The sequence below is a fragment of the Kribbella turkmenica genome (assembly GCF_004348725.1).
Taxonomy (GTDB): domain Bacteria; phylum Actinomycetota; class Actinomycetes; order Propionibacteriales; family Kribbellaceae; genus Kribbella; species Kribbella turkmenica.
The window spans coordinates 1-20,735 of the sequence record NZ_SMKR01000018.1 but is presented as its reverse complement, the minus strand read 5'-3'; the positions used below and the strand labels follow the sequence as shown (position 1 = coordinate 20,735).

At 68.9% G+C, this 20,735-nt stretch carries 18 protein-coding genes; 14 read left to right on the top strand and 4 right to left on the bottom strand.

Translation table 11 applies throughout. The annotated features are described in order from the left end of the window. Positions 1-152 precede the first annotated feature (152 nt). From E1218_RS06310 to E1218_RS06290, 5 genes are read left to right on the top strand one after another with little or no spacing between them, the layout of a single operon-like run. Positions 153-1,442, top strand: a complete 1,290-nt coding sequence (locus tag E1218_RS06310) for an ABC transporter substrate-binding protein (protein ID WP_132317204.1) — start codon at positions 153-155, stop codon at positions 1,440-1,442. Positions 1,443-1,446: 4 nt separating this feature from the next. Then, the gene (locus tag E1218_RS06305) at positions 1,447-2,352 is read left to right on the top strand and encodes a carbohydrate ABC transporter permease (RefSeq protein WP_233712048.1); all 906 of its coding nucleotides are present in this window, start codon (positions 1,447-1,449) and stop codon (positions 2,350-2,352) included. Beyond that, a complete protein-coding gene (locus E1218_RS06300) occupies positions 2,349-3,161 on the top strand; it encodes a carbohydrate ABC transporter permease (RefSeq protein ID WP_233712047.1) in 813 nt (270 codons plus the stop codon). Before E1218_RS06305 ends, E1218_RS06300 begins: the two co-directional genes overlap by 4 nt. Beyond that, the gene (locus E1218_RS06295) at positions 3,158-3,802 is read left to right on the top strand and encodes a hypothetical protein (RefSeq protein WP_132317200.1); all 645 of its coding nucleotides are present in this window, start codon (positions 3,158-3,160) and stop codon (positions 3,800-3,802) included. Before E1218_RS06300 ends, E1218_RS06295 begins: the two co-directional genes overlap by 4 nt. Further along, positions 3,786-6,281 (top strand): GH116 family glycosyl-hydrolase, encoded by a 2,496-nt coding sequence (locus tag E1218_RS06290; protein WP_132317198.1) that lies wholly within the window; start codon positions 3,786-3,788, stop codon positions 6,279-6,281. The genes E1218_RS06295 and E1218_RS06290 overlap by 17 nt, the downstream gene beginning before the upstream one ends. A 117-nt stretch (positions 6,282-6,398) precedes the next feature. On the opposite strand, the gene E1218_RS06285 is transcribed toward E1218_RS06290, so the two are convergent. Together E1218_RS06285 and adh are read right to left on the bottom strand one after the other, a co-directional pair. After that, on the bottom strand, positions 6,399-6,764 hold the full coding sequence (locus E1218_RS06285) for a DUF779 domain-containing protein (RefSeq protein WP_456073230.1): 366 nt from the start codon (positions 6,762-6,764) through the stop codon (positions 6,399-6,401). Between the two features lie 52 nt (positions 6,765-6,816). Next, a complete protein-coding gene (gene adh / locus E1218_RS06280) occupies positions 6,817-8,340 on the bottom strand; it encodes an aldehyde dehydrogenase (protein ID WP_132317194.1) in 1,524 nt (507 codons plus the stop codon). A gap of 82 nt (positions 8,341-8,422) precedes the next feature. Between adh and E1218_RS06275 the strand changes: the two genes are divergently transcribed. Beyond that, the gene (locus E1218_RS06275) at positions 8,423-9,877 is read left to right on the top strand and encodes a helix-turn-helix domain-containing protein (protein ID WP_132317192.1); all 1,455 of its coding nucleotides are present in this window, start codon (positions 8,423-8,425) and stop codon (positions 9,875-9,877) included. Here the strand turns inward: E1218_RS06275 and E1218_RS06270 are convergent. Then, positions 9,858-10,952 (bottom strand): helix-turn-helix transcriptional regulator, encoded by a 1,095-nt coding sequence (locus tag E1218_RS06270; RefSeq protein WP_165949148.1) that lies wholly within the window; start codon positions 10,950-10,952, stop codon positions 9,858-9,860. The two genes, E1218_RS06275 and E1218_RS06270, sit on opposite strands and share 20 nt — an antisense overlap. Before the next feature lie 197 nt (positions 10,953-11,149). Between E1218_RS06270 and E1218_RS06265 the strand changes: the two genes are divergently transcribed. The 6 genes from E1218_RS06265 to E1218_RS06240 all read left to right on the top strand — a co-directional run bounded on the left by E1218_RS06265 (position 11,150) and on the right by E1218_RS06240 (position 17,945). Continuing rightward, a complete protein-coding gene (locus E1218_RS06265; protein WP_132317188.1) occupies positions 11,150-11,503 on the top strand; it encodes a hypothetical protein in 354 nt (117 codons plus the stop codon). A gap of 99 nt (positions 11,504-11,602) precedes the next feature. After that, positions 11,603-13,768 (top strand): (Fe-S)-binding protein, encoded by a 2,166-nt coding sequence (locus tag E1218_RS06260; RefSeq protein WP_132317186.1) that lies wholly within the window; start codon positions 11,603-11,605, stop codon positions 13,766-13,768. Between the two features lie 87 nt (positions 13,769-13,855). Then, on the top strand, positions 13,856-14,650 hold the full coding sequence (locus E1218_RS06255) for a hypothetical protein (RefSeq protein WP_132317184.1): 795 nt from the start codon (positions 13,856-13,858) through the stop codon (positions 14,648-14,650). Then, positions 14,647-15,411, top strand: coding sequence for a hypothetical protein (locus E1218_RS06250; RefSeq protein WP_132317182.1), 765 nt, complete (start codon positions 14,647-14,649; stop codon positions 15,409-15,411). The genes E1218_RS06255 and E1218_RS06250 overlap by 4 nt, the downstream gene beginning before the upstream one ends. 97 nt (positions 15,412-15,508) lie before the next feature. Further along, positions 15,509-17,074 carry an alkaline phosphatase D family protein gene (locus E1218_RS06245; protein WP_132317180.1) on the top strand — a complete coding sequence of 522 codons (1,566 nt, stop codon included), beginning with the start codon at positions 15,509-15,511 and terminating at the stop codon, positions 17,072-17,074. Positions 17,075-17,084: 10 nt separating this feature from the next. Beyond that, entirely contained in the window at positions 17,085-17,945 is an 861-nt protein-coding gene (locus E1218_RS06240) for a galactose-binding domain-containing protein (RefSeq protein WP_233712046.1), read from the top strand. Positions 17,946-18,099: 154 nt separating this feature from the next. Here the strand turns inward: E1218_RS06240 and E1218_RS06235 are convergent, their stop codons facing one another. After that, a complete protein-coding gene (locus tag E1218_RS06235; RefSeq protein WP_233712045.1) occupies positions 18,100-18,894 on the bottom strand; it encodes an SDR family NAD(P)-dependent oxidoreductase in 795 nt (264 codons plus the stop codon). Between the two features lie 100 nt (positions 18,895-18,994). Here E1218_RS06235 and E1218_RS35915 point away from each other — a divergent pair, with 100 nt between their 5' ends. After that, positions 18,995-19,780 (top strand): hypothetical protein, encoded by a 786-nt coding sequence (locus tag E1218_RS35915; RefSeq protein ID WP_165949147.1) that lies wholly within the window; start codon positions 18,995-18,997, stop codon positions 19,778-19,780. Then, positions 19,777-20,607 (top strand): DUF4097 family beta strand repeat-containing protein, encoded by an 831-nt coding sequence (locus E1218_RS06225; RefSeq protein WP_233712044.1) that lies wholly within the window; start codon positions 19,777-19,779, stop codon positions 20,605-20,607. The genes E1218_RS35915 and E1218_RS06225 overlap by 4 nt, the downstream gene beginning before the upstream one ends. The last annotated feature ends 128 nt before the right edge of the window (positions 20,608-20,735 follow it).

Genomic DNA, 20,735 nt, shown 5'->3' with positions numbered 1-20,735 from the left:
TTGCCACCGCGGATCATGATCCGCCCGGCGATCCCGCGACGAGCGGCCGGTGCGGCCTGGACCTGGCCCCTGGGGGCGTTCGCCCTTGACACGGTTTCGCCGGCCGGGCGTAAGGTGGCGAGAAATCGATTTCCCATGCTGGAGGTCCACCGATGTCCCTGCTCAGCCGTCGAACGTTCCTGCAGGCAGCGGGCGGTACGGCGCTCGCCGGTGCGCTGGCCGGGTGCGGTGGGGGTGAGGACGGCGGCGGGTCGTCGACGAAGGAACTGTCGTTCGTCTACATGGGCACGGCCGAGCAGCAGGCCACCTGGAACAAGCTGTTCGCCAGGTTCGGTGAGCAACACCCGGACATCAAGCTGAAGGCCGAGGGCATCCCGCTGTCGAACTGGGGCGACTTCTTCAACAAGCTGTCCACCCGGCTGGCCGGCGGCCAGGTGCCGGACGTGATCCAGGTGGCCACCGAGGGCCAGCGGCTGTTCGCGTCCAAGGGGCTGCTCGCGCCGCTCGACGACTACATCGCCAAGGACAAGGCGACGATCGACGAGTACTACGCCGACATGGACCCGAACCTGATCGAGTGGAACAAGAAGTACAGCTCCACCGACGGCAAGACGTACTACCTGCCGGGCGAGTTCAACACGATGTGCATGTGGTACTCGAAGGAGCTGTTCGCGAAGGCCGGCGTTCCCGAACCGACGGCGACGTGGACCTGGGACGACTTCCGGTCCGCCTGCGAGACGATCAAGGCCAAGACCGGCGCCTTCGGGTACGCCGCGGGCCCGGAGTACTTCGCGGCGATCATGCCCTGGCTGCTCACCAACGGCACCAGCAGCTTCAGCGACGACTGGTCGACACCGACGTTCGACGACCCGGCGGTGCTCGAGGCGGCCGAGTTCAACCGCAAGCTGGTCGCCGACAAGCTCTCGCCGCCTCCCGGCGGCACGTTCGACGCGACGACCGCGGCGGCGCAGGGCAAGCTGGCGATGTTCGGCGGCGGCCGGTGGCCGATCATCAGCATCCGCAACCTGAAGGCGACCGCGAAGATGGGCATCGTGCCCTGGCCGACCAAGGTGGAGCAGGGCTCGCCGGTCGGCTGGAACGGCTACCCGATCATGAAGGCGTCGAAGAAGAAGGACGACGCCTGGACCTTCATCAAGTTCCTGATCTCGAAGGAAGGGTCGTCGTTCTTCGCCCAGCTCGGCGGGACCATCGTGCCGGCGCGGAAGTCGATCGCGAACAGCGAGTCCTTCCTGACCGACGCGCCGAAGGGCACCGAGTACCTGTACCAGGCGCTCAGCTACGCGACGCCGATTCCGTCGCCGGACAAGGGCGCCGCCGTACAGAAGGCGGTGGAGGACGGCTGGAAGCAGGTGCTCACCGGCAACGCGTCCCCGGCCGACGCGCTCGGCAAGACGCAGACCTCGCTCGAGGGGCTGGTCTGACTTGGTGACCGCCGTTGCCGAGCGGGCCCGGGTGCAGCAGGCGACGGCCAAGCAGCGCCGGGACTGGTTGCCGGGCTACCTGTTCATCAGTCCGGCGGTGCTGCTCTTCCTTGTCTTCGTGGCCCTCCCCCTGGTCGCCGCGTTCGGGCTGAGCCTGTTCCACTGGGATCTGCTCAGCACGCCGGAGTTCGCCGGGCTGGACAATTTCCGCCGACTCGTCACGGACGGGGACACCATCCGCGCGGTGGTCAACACCTTCGTGTTCGCGATCTCGTCGGTGGTCACACACATCGGCCTCGGCATGGTGCTCGCGCTCGGCGTCCACCGGACGATGACCCGGGGCACGAAGTACTTCGTCAGGACGGCGTACTTCTTCCCGTTCCTGATCTCCTGGGCCGCCGTCGCGCTGATCTGGAAGTACGTCCTGGACCCGGCGTTCGGGCTGGCGAACTACTACCTCTCGTCGACGACGAACTGGCTGGCCTCGCCGACGTGGGCGCTGCCGACGCTGATCGTGGTCGACTGGTGGCACACCATCGGCTACACCTTCATCATCCTGCTGGCCGGGCTGCAGACGGTCCCGGCGCAACTGCACGAGGCGGCCCGGGTGGACGGCGCGAACGCGTGGTGGCGGTTCTGGAGCGTCACCCTGCCGGTGATGTCGCCGACGATCTTCTTCGCCACCGTGATCACGTTCATCGGCGCGTTCCAGATCTTCGACCCGATGGTGATCATGACCCAGGGCGGCCCGGACGGCGCGACCCGGAGCATCGTGATGTACACCTACGAGAAGGGCTTCCAGTCCTTCGAGGTCGGGTACGCCGCCGCCCTCTCGCTGGTGCTGTTCGTGGTGATCATGGTGGTCACCGGGCTGCAGTTCCGCCTCAGCCGGCGGTGGGTGCACCAGTGAAGGGCAAACTGATCGACCTGGTGCTCGTGCTCGGCGGGCTGCTGATGATCGCGCCGCTGGTCTGGCTGGTCGTGACCGCGCTGTCCGAACCGATCGACGCGTTCCAGCTGCCGCCGCGGTGGATCCCGCGTCCGCCGACGCTGGAGAACTTCCAGCAGGTGCCCGACCTGATCCCGTTCGCCCGGATGGCCTGGAACAGCCTGCAGATCGCGGTGATCACGACGGCCGGCGCGTTGCTGACGAGTGCGCTGGCGGCGTACGCGTTCAACCGGCTGCGGTTCCCCGGGCGCGACCACATCTTCTCGGTGCTGCTGGCCGCGCTCGTCGTGCCGGTCCAGCTGACCGTCGTCCCGATCTTCATCATGATGCGGTGGCTGAACCTGGTCGACACCACGGTGGCGATCTGGTTGCCGGCGCTGGTGAACGTGTTCGGGATCTTCTTCCTGCGGCAGTACATCGCCTCGATCCCGCGCGAGCTGGACGAGGCGGCGATCATGGACGGCGCCGGACACTTCTGGATCCTGTTCCGGGTGATCCTGCCGCTGGCCCGGCCCGGGCTGACGGCGCTCGGGATCTTCGTCTTCGAGGCGTCCTGGAACAACTTCTTCTGGCCCTACATCTTCCTGTCGTCCCCGGAGAAGATGACGCTGCCGGTCGGCCTGGTCGCGCTGCAGGGTGCGATGGGCGGCGGTCCCGCGGTCGTGCTGTTCGCGGCGATCACCCTGGTCGTGCTGCCGATCCTCGTCCTGTTCCTGATCTTCCAGCGGTCCTTCATCGCCTCGATCGCCTCCACTGGCCTGCGCGCATGACCGACCACCTCCCCGCCGCCCTCCGTGCTCTCTGGCACGAGCTACCGCTGCTCGCCGCTGCCGGCGTCCTGGTGTGTACAGCGTCCGGAGTCGTCGTGCTGTTGATGCCTGGGCTCTCACCAGGCAGCGTGTTACTGAGTGCACTGCTGGTCGGTCCGGTGTGGGCCGGCCTGGTAGCGACCACTGACTCTGTAGTGCGCGACGGCCCGGGTGGGGTGTTGCTGATGCTGCGCAGCGTTCGACGATGTGGGCCCGCCGGGCTGGAGGTCGCCGCCGTTCCCGCGATCATCGGTGCGCTGGCGTTGCTCAACTGGACTCTCTACAGCGGTCCGCTGTTCCTGCTGCCGATGGCGGTCAGCGGATGTGCGACCGTGCTGGCCGTCCTGGCGGCCTGCTACGCGTTCAGCCTCCGTGTGACCACCGGAATGCGAGGGCGGTCGCTGTGGTTCACGTCGCTGGCGCTGGTCGCTCGCGCACCCGTCGTACCCCTGGGGATCGTTGCGTTGGGAGTCGTCGCACTGATGCTCGGCACCTCGGTCACCGCCTCGTTGCTGTTGCTCGCACCCGGTCCGGTGGCGTTGTTCGCCTCGGCCGGCACCTGGACTGTCTACCGGACGGAGAACCATGCACTACAGCGGTGACAAACTGACGCACTTCGCACTGCCGTTGGGCGGCCTGGGGACCGGCACCGTCGCCCTCGCCGGCAACGGCGCGTTGCGGCAGTGGCAGTTGCACAACATCGGCAACCACGAGGCCAGCGTGCCGGACAGCTTCTTCGCGCTGCGGCTGTCCCAGGTCGAGCCGCCGCTGGACGACATCCGTCTGCTCCAAGGACCGCTGCGGCAGCCGTCGCACACGCCACTTGTCACGGATGACGTCGTACCGGACTGCGAGCGGCGGCTGCATCAGGTGCTGCAGCCGGTGGGCGAGGCGAAGGTGTCGGCGGTGTATCCGCGCGCACGGGTCGACTACGTGACCGACCTGCCCTTGGACATCAGCATGGACGTGTTCAACCCGCTGGTGCCGACCGACGCGGCCGCGAGCTCTCAACCGGTGGTCGCCTTCACCTTCACGCTGCACAACACCGGTGAGTTCCCCCTGCACGGTCTGCTCGCCGGTGCCCTGCAGAACTCCGTCGGCTGGGACGGCGTGACCCCGATCGACGGCGTCGACTGCAGCCTGTACGGCGGCAACACGAACCGCTTGCGGGAGACCGACGAGTGGACGTCGCTCATCATGGAGAACACCGCCCTCGCTCTGGATCACCCAGGCGCAGGACAACTGGTGCTCTCGACGGACAGCCCGGCGGCCTTGAGTTATCCACAGTGGTCGAAGCCCGAGCAGTTCATCACCTACCTGGCCGGCCGGCCGACACGTCGCCCGTATTCGGCCGACGGCCCGAGCGCGCAGGGAACGACCTGGAACGGCGCCCTGGCCGCGCCCTTCCGTCTGGAGCCCGGTGAAACCGTGCGGCGCCGGTTCCTGATCGCGTGGCACTTCCCGAACCGATATGTCGACTTTCAGCAGTTCGGACCGCGGCGCGACTACGGTCACAGCCGCTTCTGGCTCGGCAACGCGTACACCCGCCGTACGCCTGATGCCGTGGCGGTGTCGGAGTCGTTCATCGCCCGGTGGCCGGAACTGCAGGCGGTCACGACCGCCTGGGCGGACGCGTTCGAGTCGAGCAGTCTGCCCGGTGAGGCCGGTTCTCGGCTGGCTGCGCTGGTTGCCGACATCCGCAGCCCAACGATGTTCCAGACCGCGGACGACACCGTGCTCGGCTTCGAGGGCGTGCTCGGTGCGTCCACCGGGATGTGGGCCGGCCGGTACGGCGGCTCGTGCCCGCTCAACTGCACACACGTGTGGAACTACGAGCAGACGCTCTCCCGGCTCTTCCCGTCGCTCGAGCGGAACATGCGGGATACGGAGTACGACGTGATGCAGGCACCCGAGGGGTACATCCCCCACCGAGTGATCGCGCCGACGTACCACCGGCAACTGTGGGACGTAATGATCGGCGGCCCTGAGGAGCCCGCGCTCGACGGCATGCTCGGCGCGGTGCTGAAGACCTACCGCGAGGTCCGGCTGGGCGCAGGACTCGACTGGCTCCGCCGCCGGTGGTCGAACGTCGAGCGACTGCTCACCCACATCCGGGACAAATGGGACGCGGGGGCGACCGGCGTACTGCGTGGCGTTCAGCCCAGTACGCACGACATCGACCTGTGTGGCGTCAACACCTTCATGGGCACGCTCTGGCTGGCCGCACTCCGCGCCGCCGAGGAGATGGCGCTGCTTCTCGGCGAGGACGGCAAGGGCTACCGGGTGCTCTTCGAAGCCGGGAGCAAGGCGTACGACGAACTCCTGTTCACCGGTGAGTACTACCGGCAGATCCTGTCGCCGGACGAGAAGCCGGACTTCCAGTGGGGAGACGGCTGCCTGGCGGACCAGCTGGTCGGGCAGTGGTGGGCCCACCAGCTCGACCTCGGCTACGTCCTGCCGGCCGACCACGTGAAGACCGCGCTGCGCAACGTGGTGCGGCACAACCTCCGCAAGGGCTTCGATGGTTTCGACCACCCCTACCGAGTCTTTGCGGACGGCGACGACACCGGCCTGCTGATGTGCACCTGGCCGCACGGCGGCCGCCCGGACGTCCCGACCCGGTACTGCGACGAGGTGTGGACCGGATCGGAGTACCAGGTCGCCGCACACTGCCTCTACGAAGGACTCGTCGACGAGGGCTTCCAGATCCTCCAGGGCCTCTGGGACCGGTACGACGGCAGCCGGCGCAACCCGTTCAACCCGATCGAGTGTGGTGACCACTACATCCGCAACGCCGCCGGCTGGACCGTGCTCGAAGCCCTCGCCGGCTTCCGGTACGACGCCCTGTCCGGCATCCTCACGTTCGCACCGCTCGACGTCGCCCGCACGGCCGACACCTGGCAACTCCCCTTCGTCGCCGGGACCGGCTGGGGAGTGGCAACCAGCACCGCCGACTCCGTCACCGTCACCTGCCACACCGGCCAGCTCGACCTCGAGGCCGTGCACGTCGACGGCGCCGCACTGCCCACCGAAGCCACCGTGGTCCTGCCCGGAAGGCCCTTGGTGATCCGGCGAACCTGACGCCAACCGTCGACAGCACGTCACTGCCCGACCAGGCACGAGGCTTCGCCGCCGTACTCGGGCCCGAAATGGGAGTGCCGGCCGTCCGGCAACGCCACCGGACGGTCGGCACCCGCTCTAGTGGAGTCCGAGTTGGGCGGACTCCTGGTCGGTGAAGAGGCGGGAGCGGATCAGGAAGCGGACACCTTCCGGAGCCTCCACCGAGAAGCCGCTGCCACAACCCTTCACCACGTCGACGGTGAGCTGGGTGTGCTTCCAGTACGCGTACTGGTTCGCGGACATCCAGAAGGCGATCGGCCGGTCCAGGCCGTCGACGACCAGATCGCCGAGATGCACGTCCGCCGACCCCGTCCTGAACTCCCCGTCCGGGTAGCACATCGGCGAACTGCCGTCGCAGCACCCACCGGACTGGTGGAACATCAGCGGACCGTGCATCTCGGTGAGGCGGCGGAGCAACGCCGCCGCCTCGCCCGTGAGCAACACTCGTTGAACACCTTCCCCACCCCACCGCCCCGATCGGTCGACCATCGGGGACTCAGAAGAACCCGAGCTTGTTCGGGCTGTAGCTGACCAGCAGGTTCTTCGTCTGCTGATAGTGGTCGAGCATCATCTTGTGGTTCTCCCGGCCGATGCCAGAGCTCTTGTACCCGCCGAACGCGGCGTGCGCCGGGTAGGCGTGGTAGCAGTTCGTCCAGACCCGGCCGGCCTGGATCTCCCGCCCGGCCCGGTACGCGGTGTTGATGTCCCGCGACCAGACCCCGGCCCCCAGCCCGTACAGCGTGTCGTTGGCGATCTTCATCGCGTCGGCGTAGTCGTCGAACTTGGTCACCGCGACCACCGGGCCGAAGATCTCCTCCTGGAAGATCCGCATCTTGTTGTCGCCCTCGAAGATGGTCGGCTGGATGTAGTACCCGCCGGCCAGGTCGCCGCCGAGCTCGGCCCGGACGCCACCGGCGACCACCTTGGCGCCTTCCTCCTTGCCGATGTCGATGTAGGCGAGGATCTTCTCGTACTGGTCGTTGCTCGCCTGCGCGCCCATCATCGTGTCGGTGTCCAGCGGGTTGCCCTGCTTGATCGCCTTCGTCCGCGCGGTCGCGTCGGCCAGGAAGTCGTCGTAGATCGACGACTGGATCAGCGCCCGGGACGGGCAGGTACACACCTCGCCCTGGTTGAGCGCGAACAGGGTGAACCCCTCCAGCGCCTTGTCGTAGAACTCGTCCCGGCTCGCCGCGACGTCGTCGAAGAAGATGTTCGGGCTCTTGCCGCCGAGCTCGAGCGTGACCGGGATGATGTTCTCGGAGGCGTACTGCATGATCAGCCGGCCGGTCGTGGTCTCGCCGGTGAACGCGACCTTGGCAACTCTGTTGCTAGAGGCAAGCGGTTTGCCGGCCTCGACGCCGAACCCGTTGACCACGTTCAGCACACCGGGCGGCAGCAGGTCGTGGACCAGCTCCAGCAGCACGTGGATCGACGCCGGGGTCTGCTCGGCCGGCTTCAGTACGACGGCGTTGCCGGCCGCGAGCGCGGGAGCGAGCTTCCAGGTCGCCATCAGGATCGGGAAGTTCCACGGGATGATCTGGCCGACCACGCCGAGCGGCTCGTGGAAGTGGTACGCGATGGTGTCGTCGTCGATGACCGAGACCGACCCCTCCTGGGCCCGCAGGGCGCCGGCGAAGTACCGGAAGTGGTCGATCGCCAGCGGCAGGTCGGCGGCCAGCGTCTCCCGGACCGCCTTGCCGTTGTCCCAGGTCTCGGCGACCGCGAGCGCCTCGAGGTTGGCCTCGATCCGGTCGGCGATCTTGTTCAGGATGTTCGCCCGCTCTGCCGGCGACGTACGCCCCCAGCCCGGTGCGGCACCGTGGGCGGCGTCGAGGGCGCGCTCGACGTCGTCCGCCGTACCGCGGGCGATCTCGGTGAAGACCTCACCGGTGACCGGCGTCGGATTCTCGAAGTAGCCGCCCTTGGCCGGCGGCACCCATTCGCCGCCGATGTAGTGCTCGTAGCGGGATTTGTACGCGACCGGGCTGCCATCACTCCCGGGAACTGCGAAGATCGTCATGGGTCCTCCTACGGAACGCGACGGTGGACCGAACCTAGGCAGCGCGACGTTGCATGGACGTTGCAACCCGGAGTGAGGCTGGATGGACGCACCGGAGCAGGCCCGCAGGCTGAGTCAGCTGTACGACGAGGTGCTCGGCAGCGGCCGGGTGCCCGAGGCGCAACGCCCGCTCGTCGCCGCGTCCTGGCAACGATCGCTCGCCGCCGACGTCGACCCCGAGCTGGACGCGCCGCCGGTGATCGTCGACAACGGCGTGGTCGAGGGCCTGCGCGAGAACCACCCGCTCCGGGCCGTGCTGCCGGTACTGCGCCAGACGCTGACGTCGATCGCCGACGAGGCCTCGCACATCATGATCATCACCGACGCGCAGGGCACGATCCTCTGGCGTGAAGGCGCGGCCGACGTCCGCCGGCAGGCCGACCGGATCGCCTTGTCCGAGGGCGCGATCTGGTCCGAGGACATGATCGGCACCAACGGCATGGGTACGTCGCTCGCCGTCGGCAAACCGGTCCAGATCCACTCGGCCGAACACCTGGTCCGCCGGATCCACGAGTGGACCTGTGCCGCCGCGCCTGTGCACGACCCGGACACGGGCAAGCTGCTCGGGGCGGTCGACGTGTCCGGACCGCTGCGCACGGTCCACCCCGCGATGGTCGCACTGGTGACCGCCGCGGCGCAGCTGGCCGAGGGACAACTGCGCGTCCGGATGGCCGCGGCCGACGAGATGCTGCGCGCGCGGAACATGCGGCACCTGATGGCCCTGGGCGACGCCCCAGGCGCCCTGCTCACGCCGACCGGCCGCGTCCTCGCCGTCCAGCCGCTGGAGTGGTTGCCCGACCGCCTCGTCGTGCCGGACGGCACCGACCGGATCGACCTCGGCGACGGCCGTGAGGGCCTGATCGAACCGCTCGACGAGGGCTACCTGCTGCGGATGCCCGGTACGCCGGTCCGCCGCAGCAGCCGCCCGTCACTGCGGCTGAAGCTGCTCGGGGCCGGGCAGCCGATCGCGGTCGTCGGCGACCGGGAGATCGCGCTGACGTTGCGACGGGCCGAAGTCCTCGCACTGCTTCTGCTGCATCCGGCCGGGCTGACCGCCGAGCAGCTGATGCTCCAGCTGTACGGCGACGAGGGGAACCCGACGACCGTCCGCGCGGAGATGCACCGGCTGCGGAACCTGCTGGGCGGCGGGGTCCTCGACACCAAGCCGTACCGGATCATCGCCGAGGTCACCGGTGACGTCACCGACGTCCAGGCCGCCCTCCGCGACGGCGAGCTGACCACCGTTCTCGACCTCTACCGCGGACCGTTGCTCGCCCGCTCCGACGCCCCGGCCCTGCGCGCCGAACGCGACGAGCTGGACGCCACCGTCCGCCGCGCGATCCTCGACACCGCCGACGCCGACCTGCTCTGGCGGTTCGCCCAGACCCCGACCGGCGCCGAGGACCTGGAGGTCTTCGAGACCCTGGCCACCACGCTGCCACACCACGACCCCCGCCACGCGGCCGTGATCGCACGCCTCACCCGCCTGCTCGAGTGAGCGAACCTTTCGCATCGAGCGGCCGCCGTGCGTTGATGGCCGGCAGGTACTCCTCGAAGAAGACCAGTGCGCGCAGTTGCCGTCGACTACGGGTCCCGGTCTTCTCGAAGATCGACTTGAAGTGATCCTGGATCGTCCAGGGCGAGAGGTGCAGTTGCTCGGCGAGCGCGACCGTGGAGAAACCTCGTACGGCGAGGCCGGCCACCTCGCGCTCGCGGTCGGTGAGTCCGTACGCCTCGAGTTCCAAGGCGATCGCGGCTTCCGGTGCCGCGCGCTGGATGACGATGGCGACCCGGTCGGATCCGGCCCCGTCGGGCACGGACGCATGCAGCGAGACCCAGCCTGCCCGGGTCGGAACGTCCATGCTGGGTGCCGCGCGATCCGGAATCCCCCGCGCGTGGTGGCGAGCGACCGCGGCGAGTGACGGCAAGGGCAGCGGGACCTTGTGCGGCCTGGACGAGCTCTCCCCGGCCAGGTCGTCGAGCAGCGCCCGCGCCGGCGGCGTCACGAGCTCCACCTCGTCGCGCCGGCCGAGCAGGACGAGCCCGGGCGCCGCGTCGTTGTCGCACCGACGCGCCGCGTCCAGCCGGATCGAGGCGCGGAGGCCTTCGGCGATCGGCCGGGACAAGCGCGCGACCACGCCGGCCTCCCGGTGGGTGAAGTCTCCGGTCGCAGCCGTTCGATGGAACACGACACAGCCCCAGGCACGGCCGCGGGAGACGAACGCGGCGCGCAGCTCGAACGGAGTGCCGTGCGGCGCCAGGAACTCCCGGTAGCGAGCGCTTCGTTCCGGACGACCGCGGGTCGACTCGCCCAGGATTCCCACCGGCGCACGGCGCCTGGCGATCGAGGCGAACGTGTTGTGATCGTCACGCTCGTACTCGCTCGCCAGCACCGACCAGGCCGCGGCGGGCTGGTTCTCCAGGGTCATGAACCCACCCGCCAGCAGCTCGACCGGATTCGCCGAGGTCAGCATCAGGGTTCGCGGGTCCAGACCGTGCCAGCAGGTCGCGTCGATGGGAACCGCACGACGGATCCGCGCCGCGAGCTCCTGATGGAATTCCTCACGCCGCATTCCTCGCAGGGAGAGCCGCCTCACCTCGGCCACGAGGCGGTCCACGTCCCAGACCCCCATGGGCGATTATCCGCACGAACGCGCGGGAGCGGGCAAGTCACCTCCGGAAAACATCCCAGATTTCCTGGCTCCCGCCGTACCGGCGAGCCGACTGACGATGAGGGTGTCCGAAACCGATGAACCTCAGGAGAAACGCCATGACCACCGAGATCCAGACCATCGCGTTCACGGTCCCGCTGCTGCCCGGGATGACCGACACCGACAGGCGGGTGATGAACGCCTGCTGGCAGGGTGACCGGCGATCCGAGTACGAAGCGTCCCGCCGCCGGCTCGGCATCACCCGGGAACGGGTGTGGATCCAGCCAGGGCCGGACGGCGACGCCGCCCTCGTGGTCGTCGAGTCCGCCGACGTACAGGCCGCATTGGCGGGGGTCGCCTCCTCGCCGGAGCCGTTCGACCGCTGGTTTCGCGACCACTGCCGCGCCGTTCACGGGATCGACCTCGAAGCCGGCTTCCCCCCGCCGGAGCTCGTGCTCGACTTCCGTGCCTGAGCCGGAGGAAGAGTTCGGGTGAGTGCACAATCACATTTCTCGCGTGACGAGCCCGACATCGACATGACTGCCGAGTAACCAACCAATAACATCGCTGGTATGCAGATCCTCGCCATCGTCGTCTCGCTCGCGATCGCCGCCGTCGGCATCGCGTTGTTCGGCAAGACGATCGGGCACATGGTGTCCGTCATCAAGCTCGGTCAGCCGGCCCCCGGCCGCACCGACCGCCCCGGGCAGCGCAGCGCCACGCTGGCCAAGGAGACGCTCGGCCACACCCGGATGCTGCAGTGGAGTCACATCGGCGTTCTGCACTGGTTCGTCGCGTTCGGCTTCATCGGGCTGTTCCTCAGCCTGGTGACGGCCTTCGGCCAGTTGTTCGACGCGCGCTTCGCTCTGCCGGTCATCGGGCACTGGTTCGTGTTCGAGTGGGTGACCGAGTTCCTCACCTGGACCGGCCTGATCTCGATCGCCGGACTGATCGTGATCCGGCTGCTGAACCTGCCCAAGGGCCACCTGGCCCGGTACAGCCGGTTCTTCGGGTCGCGCGCCTGGCAGGCGTACTACGTCGAGTACACGATCCTCGGCGTCCTGGTCTGCATCCTCCTGCTGCGCGGCCTGGAGTACCAGCTGGGCGCCGGCGACAAGGTCCACTTCCCGACGACGTTCTTCATCGGGACCGGGCTGTTCGGCGGCCTGAGCGAGCAGGGGCTGGAGAACGCGGTCTACCTGGTCGCGATGATCAAGATCCTGATCTCGTTCGCCTGGATGATCACCATCTCGCTGAACGCCACCATGGGCGTCGCCTGGCACCGGTTCACCACCTGGCCGAACATCTGGTTCAAGCGCGAGCCGGGTGGTGAGGGCGGCGGTCTGGCGTTGGGCGCGCTGCAGCCGATCATGGTCAAGGGAGAGCCGATCGACTTCGAGAACATCGAGGACCTGGACGAGGACGCGGCCCTCGGCGTCGGCAAGGTCGAGGACTTCACCTGGAAGGGCCTGCTCGACTTCACCACCTGCACCGAGTGCGGCCGCTGCCAGTCGCAGTGCCCGGCCTGGAACACCGAGAAGCCGCTGTCGCCCAAGCTCGTGGTGATGAACCTCCGCGAGCACGCGTACGCCAAGGCGCCGTACCTGCTGGCGTCCTCCGACGACGAGCGCAAGTCCCTCCCGGAGCTGGTGCTCGCCGAGCAGGACAAGCCGCTGGTCGGGTCGCCGGACGTCGCGGTGATCGACGAGGACGCGCTGTGGGCGTGCACGTCGTGCGGCGCGTGCGTGCAGCAGTGCCCGGTCGACATCGAGCACGTCGACGCGATCATGGACATGCGCCGCTACCAGGTGCTGATCGAGTCCTCGTTCCCGTCCGAGCTCAACGGGCTGTTCAAGGGCCTGGAGAACAAGGGCAACCCGTGGAACATGAATCCGTCCGGCCGGATGGACTGGGCCAGGGACCTGCCGTTCGAGGTCAAGCAGGTCGGTACCGACGTCGAGTCGCTCGACGAGGTGGAGTACCTGTTCTGGGTCGGCTGCGCCGGCGCCTTCGAGGACCGTGCGAAGAAGACCACCCAGGCCGTCGCCGAGCTGATGGACATCGCCGGCGTCAGCTTCGCCGTCCTGGGCGACGGCGAGACCTGCACCGGTGACCCGGCCCGGCGCTCCGGCAACGAGTTCGTCTTCCAGCAGCTGGCGATGCAGAACGCCGAGGTCTTCAAGGAGACCAAGGTGCGGAAGGTCGTGTCCACCTGCGCGCACTGCTTCAACACGCTGAAGAACGAGTACTCGCAGCTCGGTGTCGAGCTCGACGTCATCCACCACACCCAGCTGCTCAACCGGCTGGTCCGCGACGGCAAGCTCACCCCGGTCGCCTCGACCGACAGCACCCTGAACGGCCAGAAGATCACGTACCACGACCCGTGCTACCTCGGCCGCCACAACCAGGTGTACGACGCCCCGCGCGAGCTGCTCGACATCATCCCGGGCGCCGAGTACGCCGAGATGCCGCGGAACCGGACGAAGTCGTTCTGCTGCGGTGCGGGCGGTGCGCGGATGTGGATGGAGGAGAAGATCGGCAGCCGGATCAACGTGAACCGGACCACCGAGGCGGTCGAGACCGGTGCGGACAAGATCGCCACCGGCTGCCCGTTCTGCCGGGTCATGCTGTCCGACGGCCTGACCGCGAAGCAGGCCGACGGCTCGGCCCGCGAGTCGGTCGAGGTCGCCGACGTCGCCCAACTGCTGCTCGCCTCGGTCAAGCGCGGCGACGGCTGATTGCAACTAGCTGCAAGGCCCTTCCCTTCCAGGTGGTCCAGACCATAAGATCCACCGTCCTGCATCACCTGGGGAGGAATCCGCACCATGAAGCTCCGCTCTGCCATGTCCGCTGCCGCCGCACTTCCGCTGGCGCTCGGACTGGCCGCCTGTGGCTCCGACCAGCCCGAGGCCACCGGCTACAAGCCGTCCGCCCCGGCGTCGATCCCGGCCGCCACGCCGACCACCGCCGCCGTACCGCAGAAGGTCGCGCCGGCCGCACACCTCGACCGGGTCACCTTCGTCCCGGCGATGAACACCGCCCTGACCAAGCAGAAGTCCTGGCGCGTCGTCGGCACCATGACCGCCAACGGCAGCACTCTGCTCACGATGGACGGTGTGCAGACGGCGGATCCGGTGGCCCTCGAGATGGAGATGACCGGCGCGGCCTTCGAGGGCAAGACCGCGAAGATCATCGTGATCAAGGACATCGGTTACGCGTCGATTCCGGGCATGACCCCGGCCGGCAAATATGCGCGGATCGACGCCGACGACGCTCCCGAACTGCGCGAACTGCTCGAGGGCGGTGACCCGACCAAGATCTACAAGTCGTTCGAGGGCGCGGTGCGGAGCGTCGAGTTCGTCGGGACGGAACCCGTTGGCCGCCAGCTGCTCGACAGGTACGACGTCACCGTCGACACCGCGAAGGCGCTCACCGCGCAGGGCAAGAAGGTGCCGGCCGGTGTGCCCAAGACGCTGACCTACTCGATGTGGCTGGACAAGTCCCACCTCGTCCGCCGATTGGAGTTCAACCTGATGGGCATGAGCATGGAGATGACGATGTCCGACTACAACAAGCGGGTCACCATCACCGCACCGCCGGCGAGCAAGATCGTCCGGTGACGCTTCCCAGCAGGGTCGCCGCCTCGGCCGCGGCCCTTGTCCTGGCCTTGATCACCCCGGCCTGCGCGGCCGAGAAGCAGACGTTCTCGGCCGCCGGGCCGACGCCCTCCGTGGCGCCGCTCGAGGCGAACCCGGTCGTCCAGCTGAACCGGAAGACGTTCGTCCCGGCGTTGAGTGCGGCCCAGGCGAAGCTGACGTCGTGGCAGCTGAACGCGAAGATGATGCTCAACGGCACCGTCATGCTCGAGATGACCGGCTCGCAGACCACCAGACCTGCCGGGACCTCTGTGCGAATGACCGGCCGGGAGCTCGACGGCAGGACCGCGCGGCTGATCAAGGTCGGGAAGACCGTGTACCTGTCGGTCTCGGGGGTGACGCCGGCGGGCAAGTACGTGAAGCTGCGTGCCGGTCAGGAGCCTGAGCTCGACCAGACGCTGGCGAGGACCGACCCGACGACGATCTTCACCTCGCTCGGCGCCAGCCTGCGCGGGGTCGAGTACACCGGTCGGCAGGTTCTCGACAGTGTGAAACTCGAGTGCTACGAGGTCACGGTCGACGTCGCGAAGGCCCTCAAGGCCCAGGGCCAGCCGGTTCCCAAGGGGTTGCCGCGGACCGCGACGTACACGCTCTGGCTGGATTCGGCGCACCGGCCGCGGTACATCAGCTTCGAATACGCCAAGGTGACGATGATCGTCACCCTGTCCGGCTTCAACACACCCGTCCGGATCACGCCGCCGCCGGCGAGCAAGATCGTGCGCTGAGGCCGGAATCGGTCAGATCTCACCCGATCGTGAGAACTTCTCGTAATCTCCCGTTACGGAAGTGATCACCTACGGATGATCGGGTGGGCTGGTGCCGATGCGAAGTACTCGACGAAACTTCCTGACCGTCACCGGGACGGCGGCCGCGCTGGCGCTGGCCGGCAACCTGCCTGAAGTCGGGCGGGCGCTGGCCGGGGCGACCGGACGCGGCGACCGCCGGGATCCGTTCACCCTCGGCGTCGCGTCCGGCGATCCGTTGCCGGACGCGGTGGTGATCTGGACCCGGCTGGCCCCTGAACCGCTGGCACCGTTCGGCGGGATGGACCGCCGCCCGGTCGAGGTGCAGTGGCAGGTCGCCGAGGACCCGCACTTCCGCCGGGTCGTCCGCCACGGCACCACCAGGGCGCGGCCGGAGTCGAGTCACTCGGTGCACGTCGACGTCCGCGGGCTGCGGCCGTGGCGGCACTACTGGTACCGCTTCCGCGTGAACGGGCAGCTCAGCCCGGTCGGCCGGACCCGGACCGCGCCGGCGGCCGAGGCGATCGTCCCCGAGTTGTCGCTCGCGTTCGCGTCCTGCCAGGCCTGGTGGGAGGGGTGGTACACCGCGTACGCCGACATGGCGCGGCGCGACCACGACCTGGTGTTCTTTCTCGGCGACTACATCTACGAGTTCGGCATCGACCGCGGCATCCGGCCGAACTCGAACGCGCCGTGGATGACCCAGCAGACCGTGACGCTGGACGAGTACCGGGTCCGGTACGCGTCGTACAAGCTGGATCCCGACCTCCAGGCGGCGCACGCGTCCGCGCCCTGGGTGGTCACGCTCGACGACCACGAGGTGGTCGACAACTGGGCCGACGAGGCACACCCGAGTGCACCGCCCGCGCAGTTCCTGGTCCGGCGCGCCAACGCCTTCCGGGCGTACTGGGAACACATGCCGCTGCGGCTCACGCAGTTGCCGAAGGGCCCGGACCTGCCGCTCTACCGGCGGATCAAGTACGGGCGGCTGGCCGACTTCGACGTACTCGACACCCGGCAGTACCGCTCGGACCAGGCGTACGGCGACGGCACCAAGGCACCCGGGCCGGAAACGAAGGACCCGGCGCGGACGATCACCGGCGACGCTCAGGAGAAGTGGCTGCTCGACGGCTGGTCCGCGTCGCGAGCACGCTGGAACGTGCTCGCGCACCAGACCGCGATCGCCCGGCTGGACACCAGGCAAGGTCCGGACGTGCTGGTCCCGATGGACACCTGGGACGGCTACGAGGCGTCTCGCGCGCGCGTCCTCGGCGGCGCCGTCCAACGGAAGGTTCGCAACCTGGTGTCGATCGCCGGCGATCTGCACCGCAGCGTCGCCTCGGACCTGAAGCTGGACTTCACCGATCCGGACTCGCCGACCGTCGCCACCGAGTTCGTCGGTACGTCGATCAGCTCCGGCATCGACGGGATGGACCTGGATCCGGGCGGCGCGACGCTGCTCCAGGAGAACCCGCACATCAAGTTCGGCAACTTCCAGCGCGGCTACGTCAGCTGCAGCATCACCCCGCAGCGCTGGATCTCCGACTACCGCGTGGTCGACAAGGTCAGCGTCCCGAACGGCACCGTCAGCACCCGCGCCAAGCTCCTCGTCGAGGACCGGCGCCCGGGCATCCAGACCCTCTGAGGAGACCGCGATGACCATTCGATGGCAGTCGGCCGTCGCCCTCGGTACGGCGGTGGCGGCAACCGTGATCGCGTTGCCCCAGGCAACGAGCAGCCGGCCGCGGGCCGACGTCCAGGTATCGGTCCAGCCGGAGCGGCTGAACGTCGTCGGCCTGCCCTGCCTGCCCGGCAACCTCACGCTCACCATGACCAACACCGGCTCCGAGGATCGGTACGCCGATCTGACGCTGGATCCCCGTGGCCCGCTGCAGCTGTCCCGGACGCTGTTCTCGTCCTGGTTGCCGGCCGTCGACCCCGACCAGCCGGTGTCCGCACCGGTCGAGGTCCGCGTCCCGCGCGACACCCGGCCCGGCGACCACTCCGTCGACCTCGAGGTGGACCGGTCCAGGCTGACCGTCCCGGTGACGGTGAATCCTCCGCCACCCAAGGATCCGGGGAGCAACGTCGCCCTCGGCGAACAGGCCACCGCGTCCTCGACGCACGGCAACTTCGCACTCTGCGGTGCGGTCGACGGCGACCACGACTCCGAGCACTGGGACACCCTGACGGGCTGGAACGACGGGACCCGCGCGGTCTTCCCGGACAATTACGACGTCACCCTGGCGACACCGACCACGATCGACCGGGTCGAGCTCTACACGCTCGACTCGGTCAGGTACCCGGCCGCGACCAACGGACTGCGCGACTGGGACGTCCAGGTCCGCAGCGGCTCCGGCGACTGGCGGACGGTGGCCGAGGTCCGCGGGAACACCCTGGGCCACGTGACGTCGACGTTCGATCCGGTCCAGGCGGACGCCGTCCGCATTCTCTGCCTGGCCGGCAACGGCAACACCTACTCGCGGATCGTCGAGGTCGAGGTCTACGGCTCCTGACGATGTCCTGATCTGTGACAACCACACCGCGACCCGCGCGTTGAACCGGGTCGACGCCGGGGACCCGGCTACGACCGACCTGCTGCACGCGATCGTCGTCGATCTCGAGAAGCAGACCTGGATGCTCAGCGCGGAGAACCGCGGCGCCTGAGCCTCACCGCAGGTAGGAAGCGCCGTTGAAGTCGAGGACCGCGCCGCTGGACCAACCGGCCTGGGGCGAGGCGAGCCAGTGGACGGCCTCGGCGACCTCCTCGGCGGTGGCGGTCCGGTTGAACGGGCTCTGCGCCCGGATCGCGTCGCCGCCCGGACCGGACAGCACGGCCTCGGCCATGTCGGTGGCGATGAATCCGGGCGCGATTGACGTCACGGTGATGTCATGTGGCGCCAGTGAGACCGCCATCGACTGGCCGAGGGAGTGCAGCCCGGCCTTCGCGGCGCCGTACGCGGGCACGTCCGGCTCGCCGCGGTAGGCCCCGCGTGACCCGACGTTGACGATCGCGCCCCGCCGTACGCCCTCGGCCGGGTCCTTGTCCAGCATCTGCCGGGCCACGCACCAGGTCAGGTGTGCCGCCCCTTCCAGATTCACCGCGAGCGTACGGCGCCAAGCCGCCACCCACTCGTCGTACGGCGTCTCCGCGAGCGGATGGCCGAGCCGCCGGGATCCCGCGACCGGCTCGTCCACGAACAGCGCGGCGTTGTTCACCAGGACGTCGATCCGGCCGAGGACGGCGGCCGATTCCTCAACCAGGCAAGGGATCGCGGCCGGATTACCGAGATCGGCGGCGATCACGCCGTGACCGTCCCCCGGCAGGCCGGCTCGGACCTGCTCGGCCCGCTCGACCGCGCGACGGCAGTGCAGCACAACCCGGTCACCGGCTCGCGCGAACACCTTCGCGACCTCCGCCCCGACACCCCTGGACGCACCCGTCACGAGCACACCTCTGGACACTGTTCCTCCTGTCGCCGACTGCACCACATTCTGCCCGTGCCGCCGTCGTGACATCAGATGCGGTTGACAGTGACGTCATGGTGACGTCATAGTTGCAGTCATGGAACTTGACCACTATCTCGAGTCGGTACGGCGGAGCGTCGAGAACGCGACCGCCCTGGCCGACGACCAGACTCGCTCCGTGGCCCAGCGCCTGGGAGCCACGCTGGATGACGCGGGCCGCCTGGCCCTCATCTCAGCCCTGTCCGACGCCGCCGGGGAGATCAGCCGCGAACTGTCCCCCGGTTCGGTCGAGCTCCGGATGGCCGGTGGCCGTCCCGAGTTCGTGGTCACGCCGGCCCCGAGCCAGCTGACCGGCCACGACGACACGGACGACGAAGACCTCGACGGCGAAACCGACGACCAGCCCGCCGAGGCGATCACCCCAGACGCCGACGAGCCGACCGCGCGGATCACCCTGCGGCTCCCGATGTCGGTGAAGAACAAGGTGGACGAGGCCGCCGCGGCCGAGGGCATCTCCTCGAACGCGTGGCTGATGCGCACCGTGATGACCGAGCTGAGCGACCGCGGCCGGGGCCGGGGCCGCGAGCCGCGCCCGCCGCGCCCCCCGCGGCCGCCGCGCGGTGGCTTCTTCGGCCCCGACGGCCCGCTGGGCCCGAACGGACCGCTCGGACCCGACGGCGTGTTCGGCCCGGACGGTGTGTTCGGTCCCGACGGCCCGTTCGGCGAGGAAGGCTTGTTCGGACCCGAGCGCGGTAAGCGTGGCCGCGACCGCGATCGTGACCGCGATCGTGACCGCGATCGTGACCGGGGCCGGCGTGACCGGGACCGGGACCACCGCGGGCGCCGCGGTCCGGGCCAGCGGATGACGGGGTGGGTCCAGTGAGCGGGTTCACCTCTCAGCTGGTCGAGGCCGCGAGCCTGATCGACCGGGTCCGGATCGAGATCGGCTCCGGCCGGGTCGACATCGTCCCGAACGACGGCACCGAGACCGAGGTCACCCTCGAGGTCGACAGCGGCAGCGAGGAGGACGTCATCTTCAAGGTGCACGACGGCGAACTGCTCGTCGAAGGCCCACGCAACGTCCGCCACGGCCCGGACATCCAGGTCCGGATTTCCACCCCGGCGACCCTGGAGGCCCGGATCAAGACGGGTTCCGGTGACATCGGCTCGCGGATGCCGCTGAGCACCGCGCGACTGTCCACCGGCTCCGGCGACGTCCGGCTGGAACGGGTCGAGGGCGACCTGGCGATCAACACCGGCAGCGGTGACGTCCGGGTCGAGCACGCCGCCGGCGTGGTCCGGGCGGGTACCGGCTCCGGCTCCATCACCATCGACGAGGCCGCCGACGCGCTCGGGCTGAGCACCGGTTCCGGTGACGTCCGGGTCGGCGACGCGGCCGGCCCGACCACGGTGAAGGTCGGCTCGGGCGACATCACCATCGAGCGGATCCGGGACCACTCGGTCGCCACCTCCGGATCCGGCGACGTCCGGGTCGAGATCGCCGACGGGCCGAGCGTCCAGGCGGAGACGGCCCGCGGGGACGTCCAGATCGGGGTGCCGGACGGCGTCCCGGCGTACCTGGACCTGAAGACCGTCACCGGACGGATCCGGTGCGACCTGGAGCCCGGCGAGAGGCCGGCCGAGGGCGAGCGCGCGCTGATGCTGCGGGCCCGCACGGTCTCCGGCGACATCAGCGTCGTCAAGGTCTGATCCACACCACCCAGGAAGGTCCCGCCGGCAACGGCCCGGCGGGACCTGGGCGAAGCATTGCCGAAATCAGCACGGGGACCATCGTGAGGGGAGCAAGGACATGATCACCGAACAGCAAGAGGTAGCCC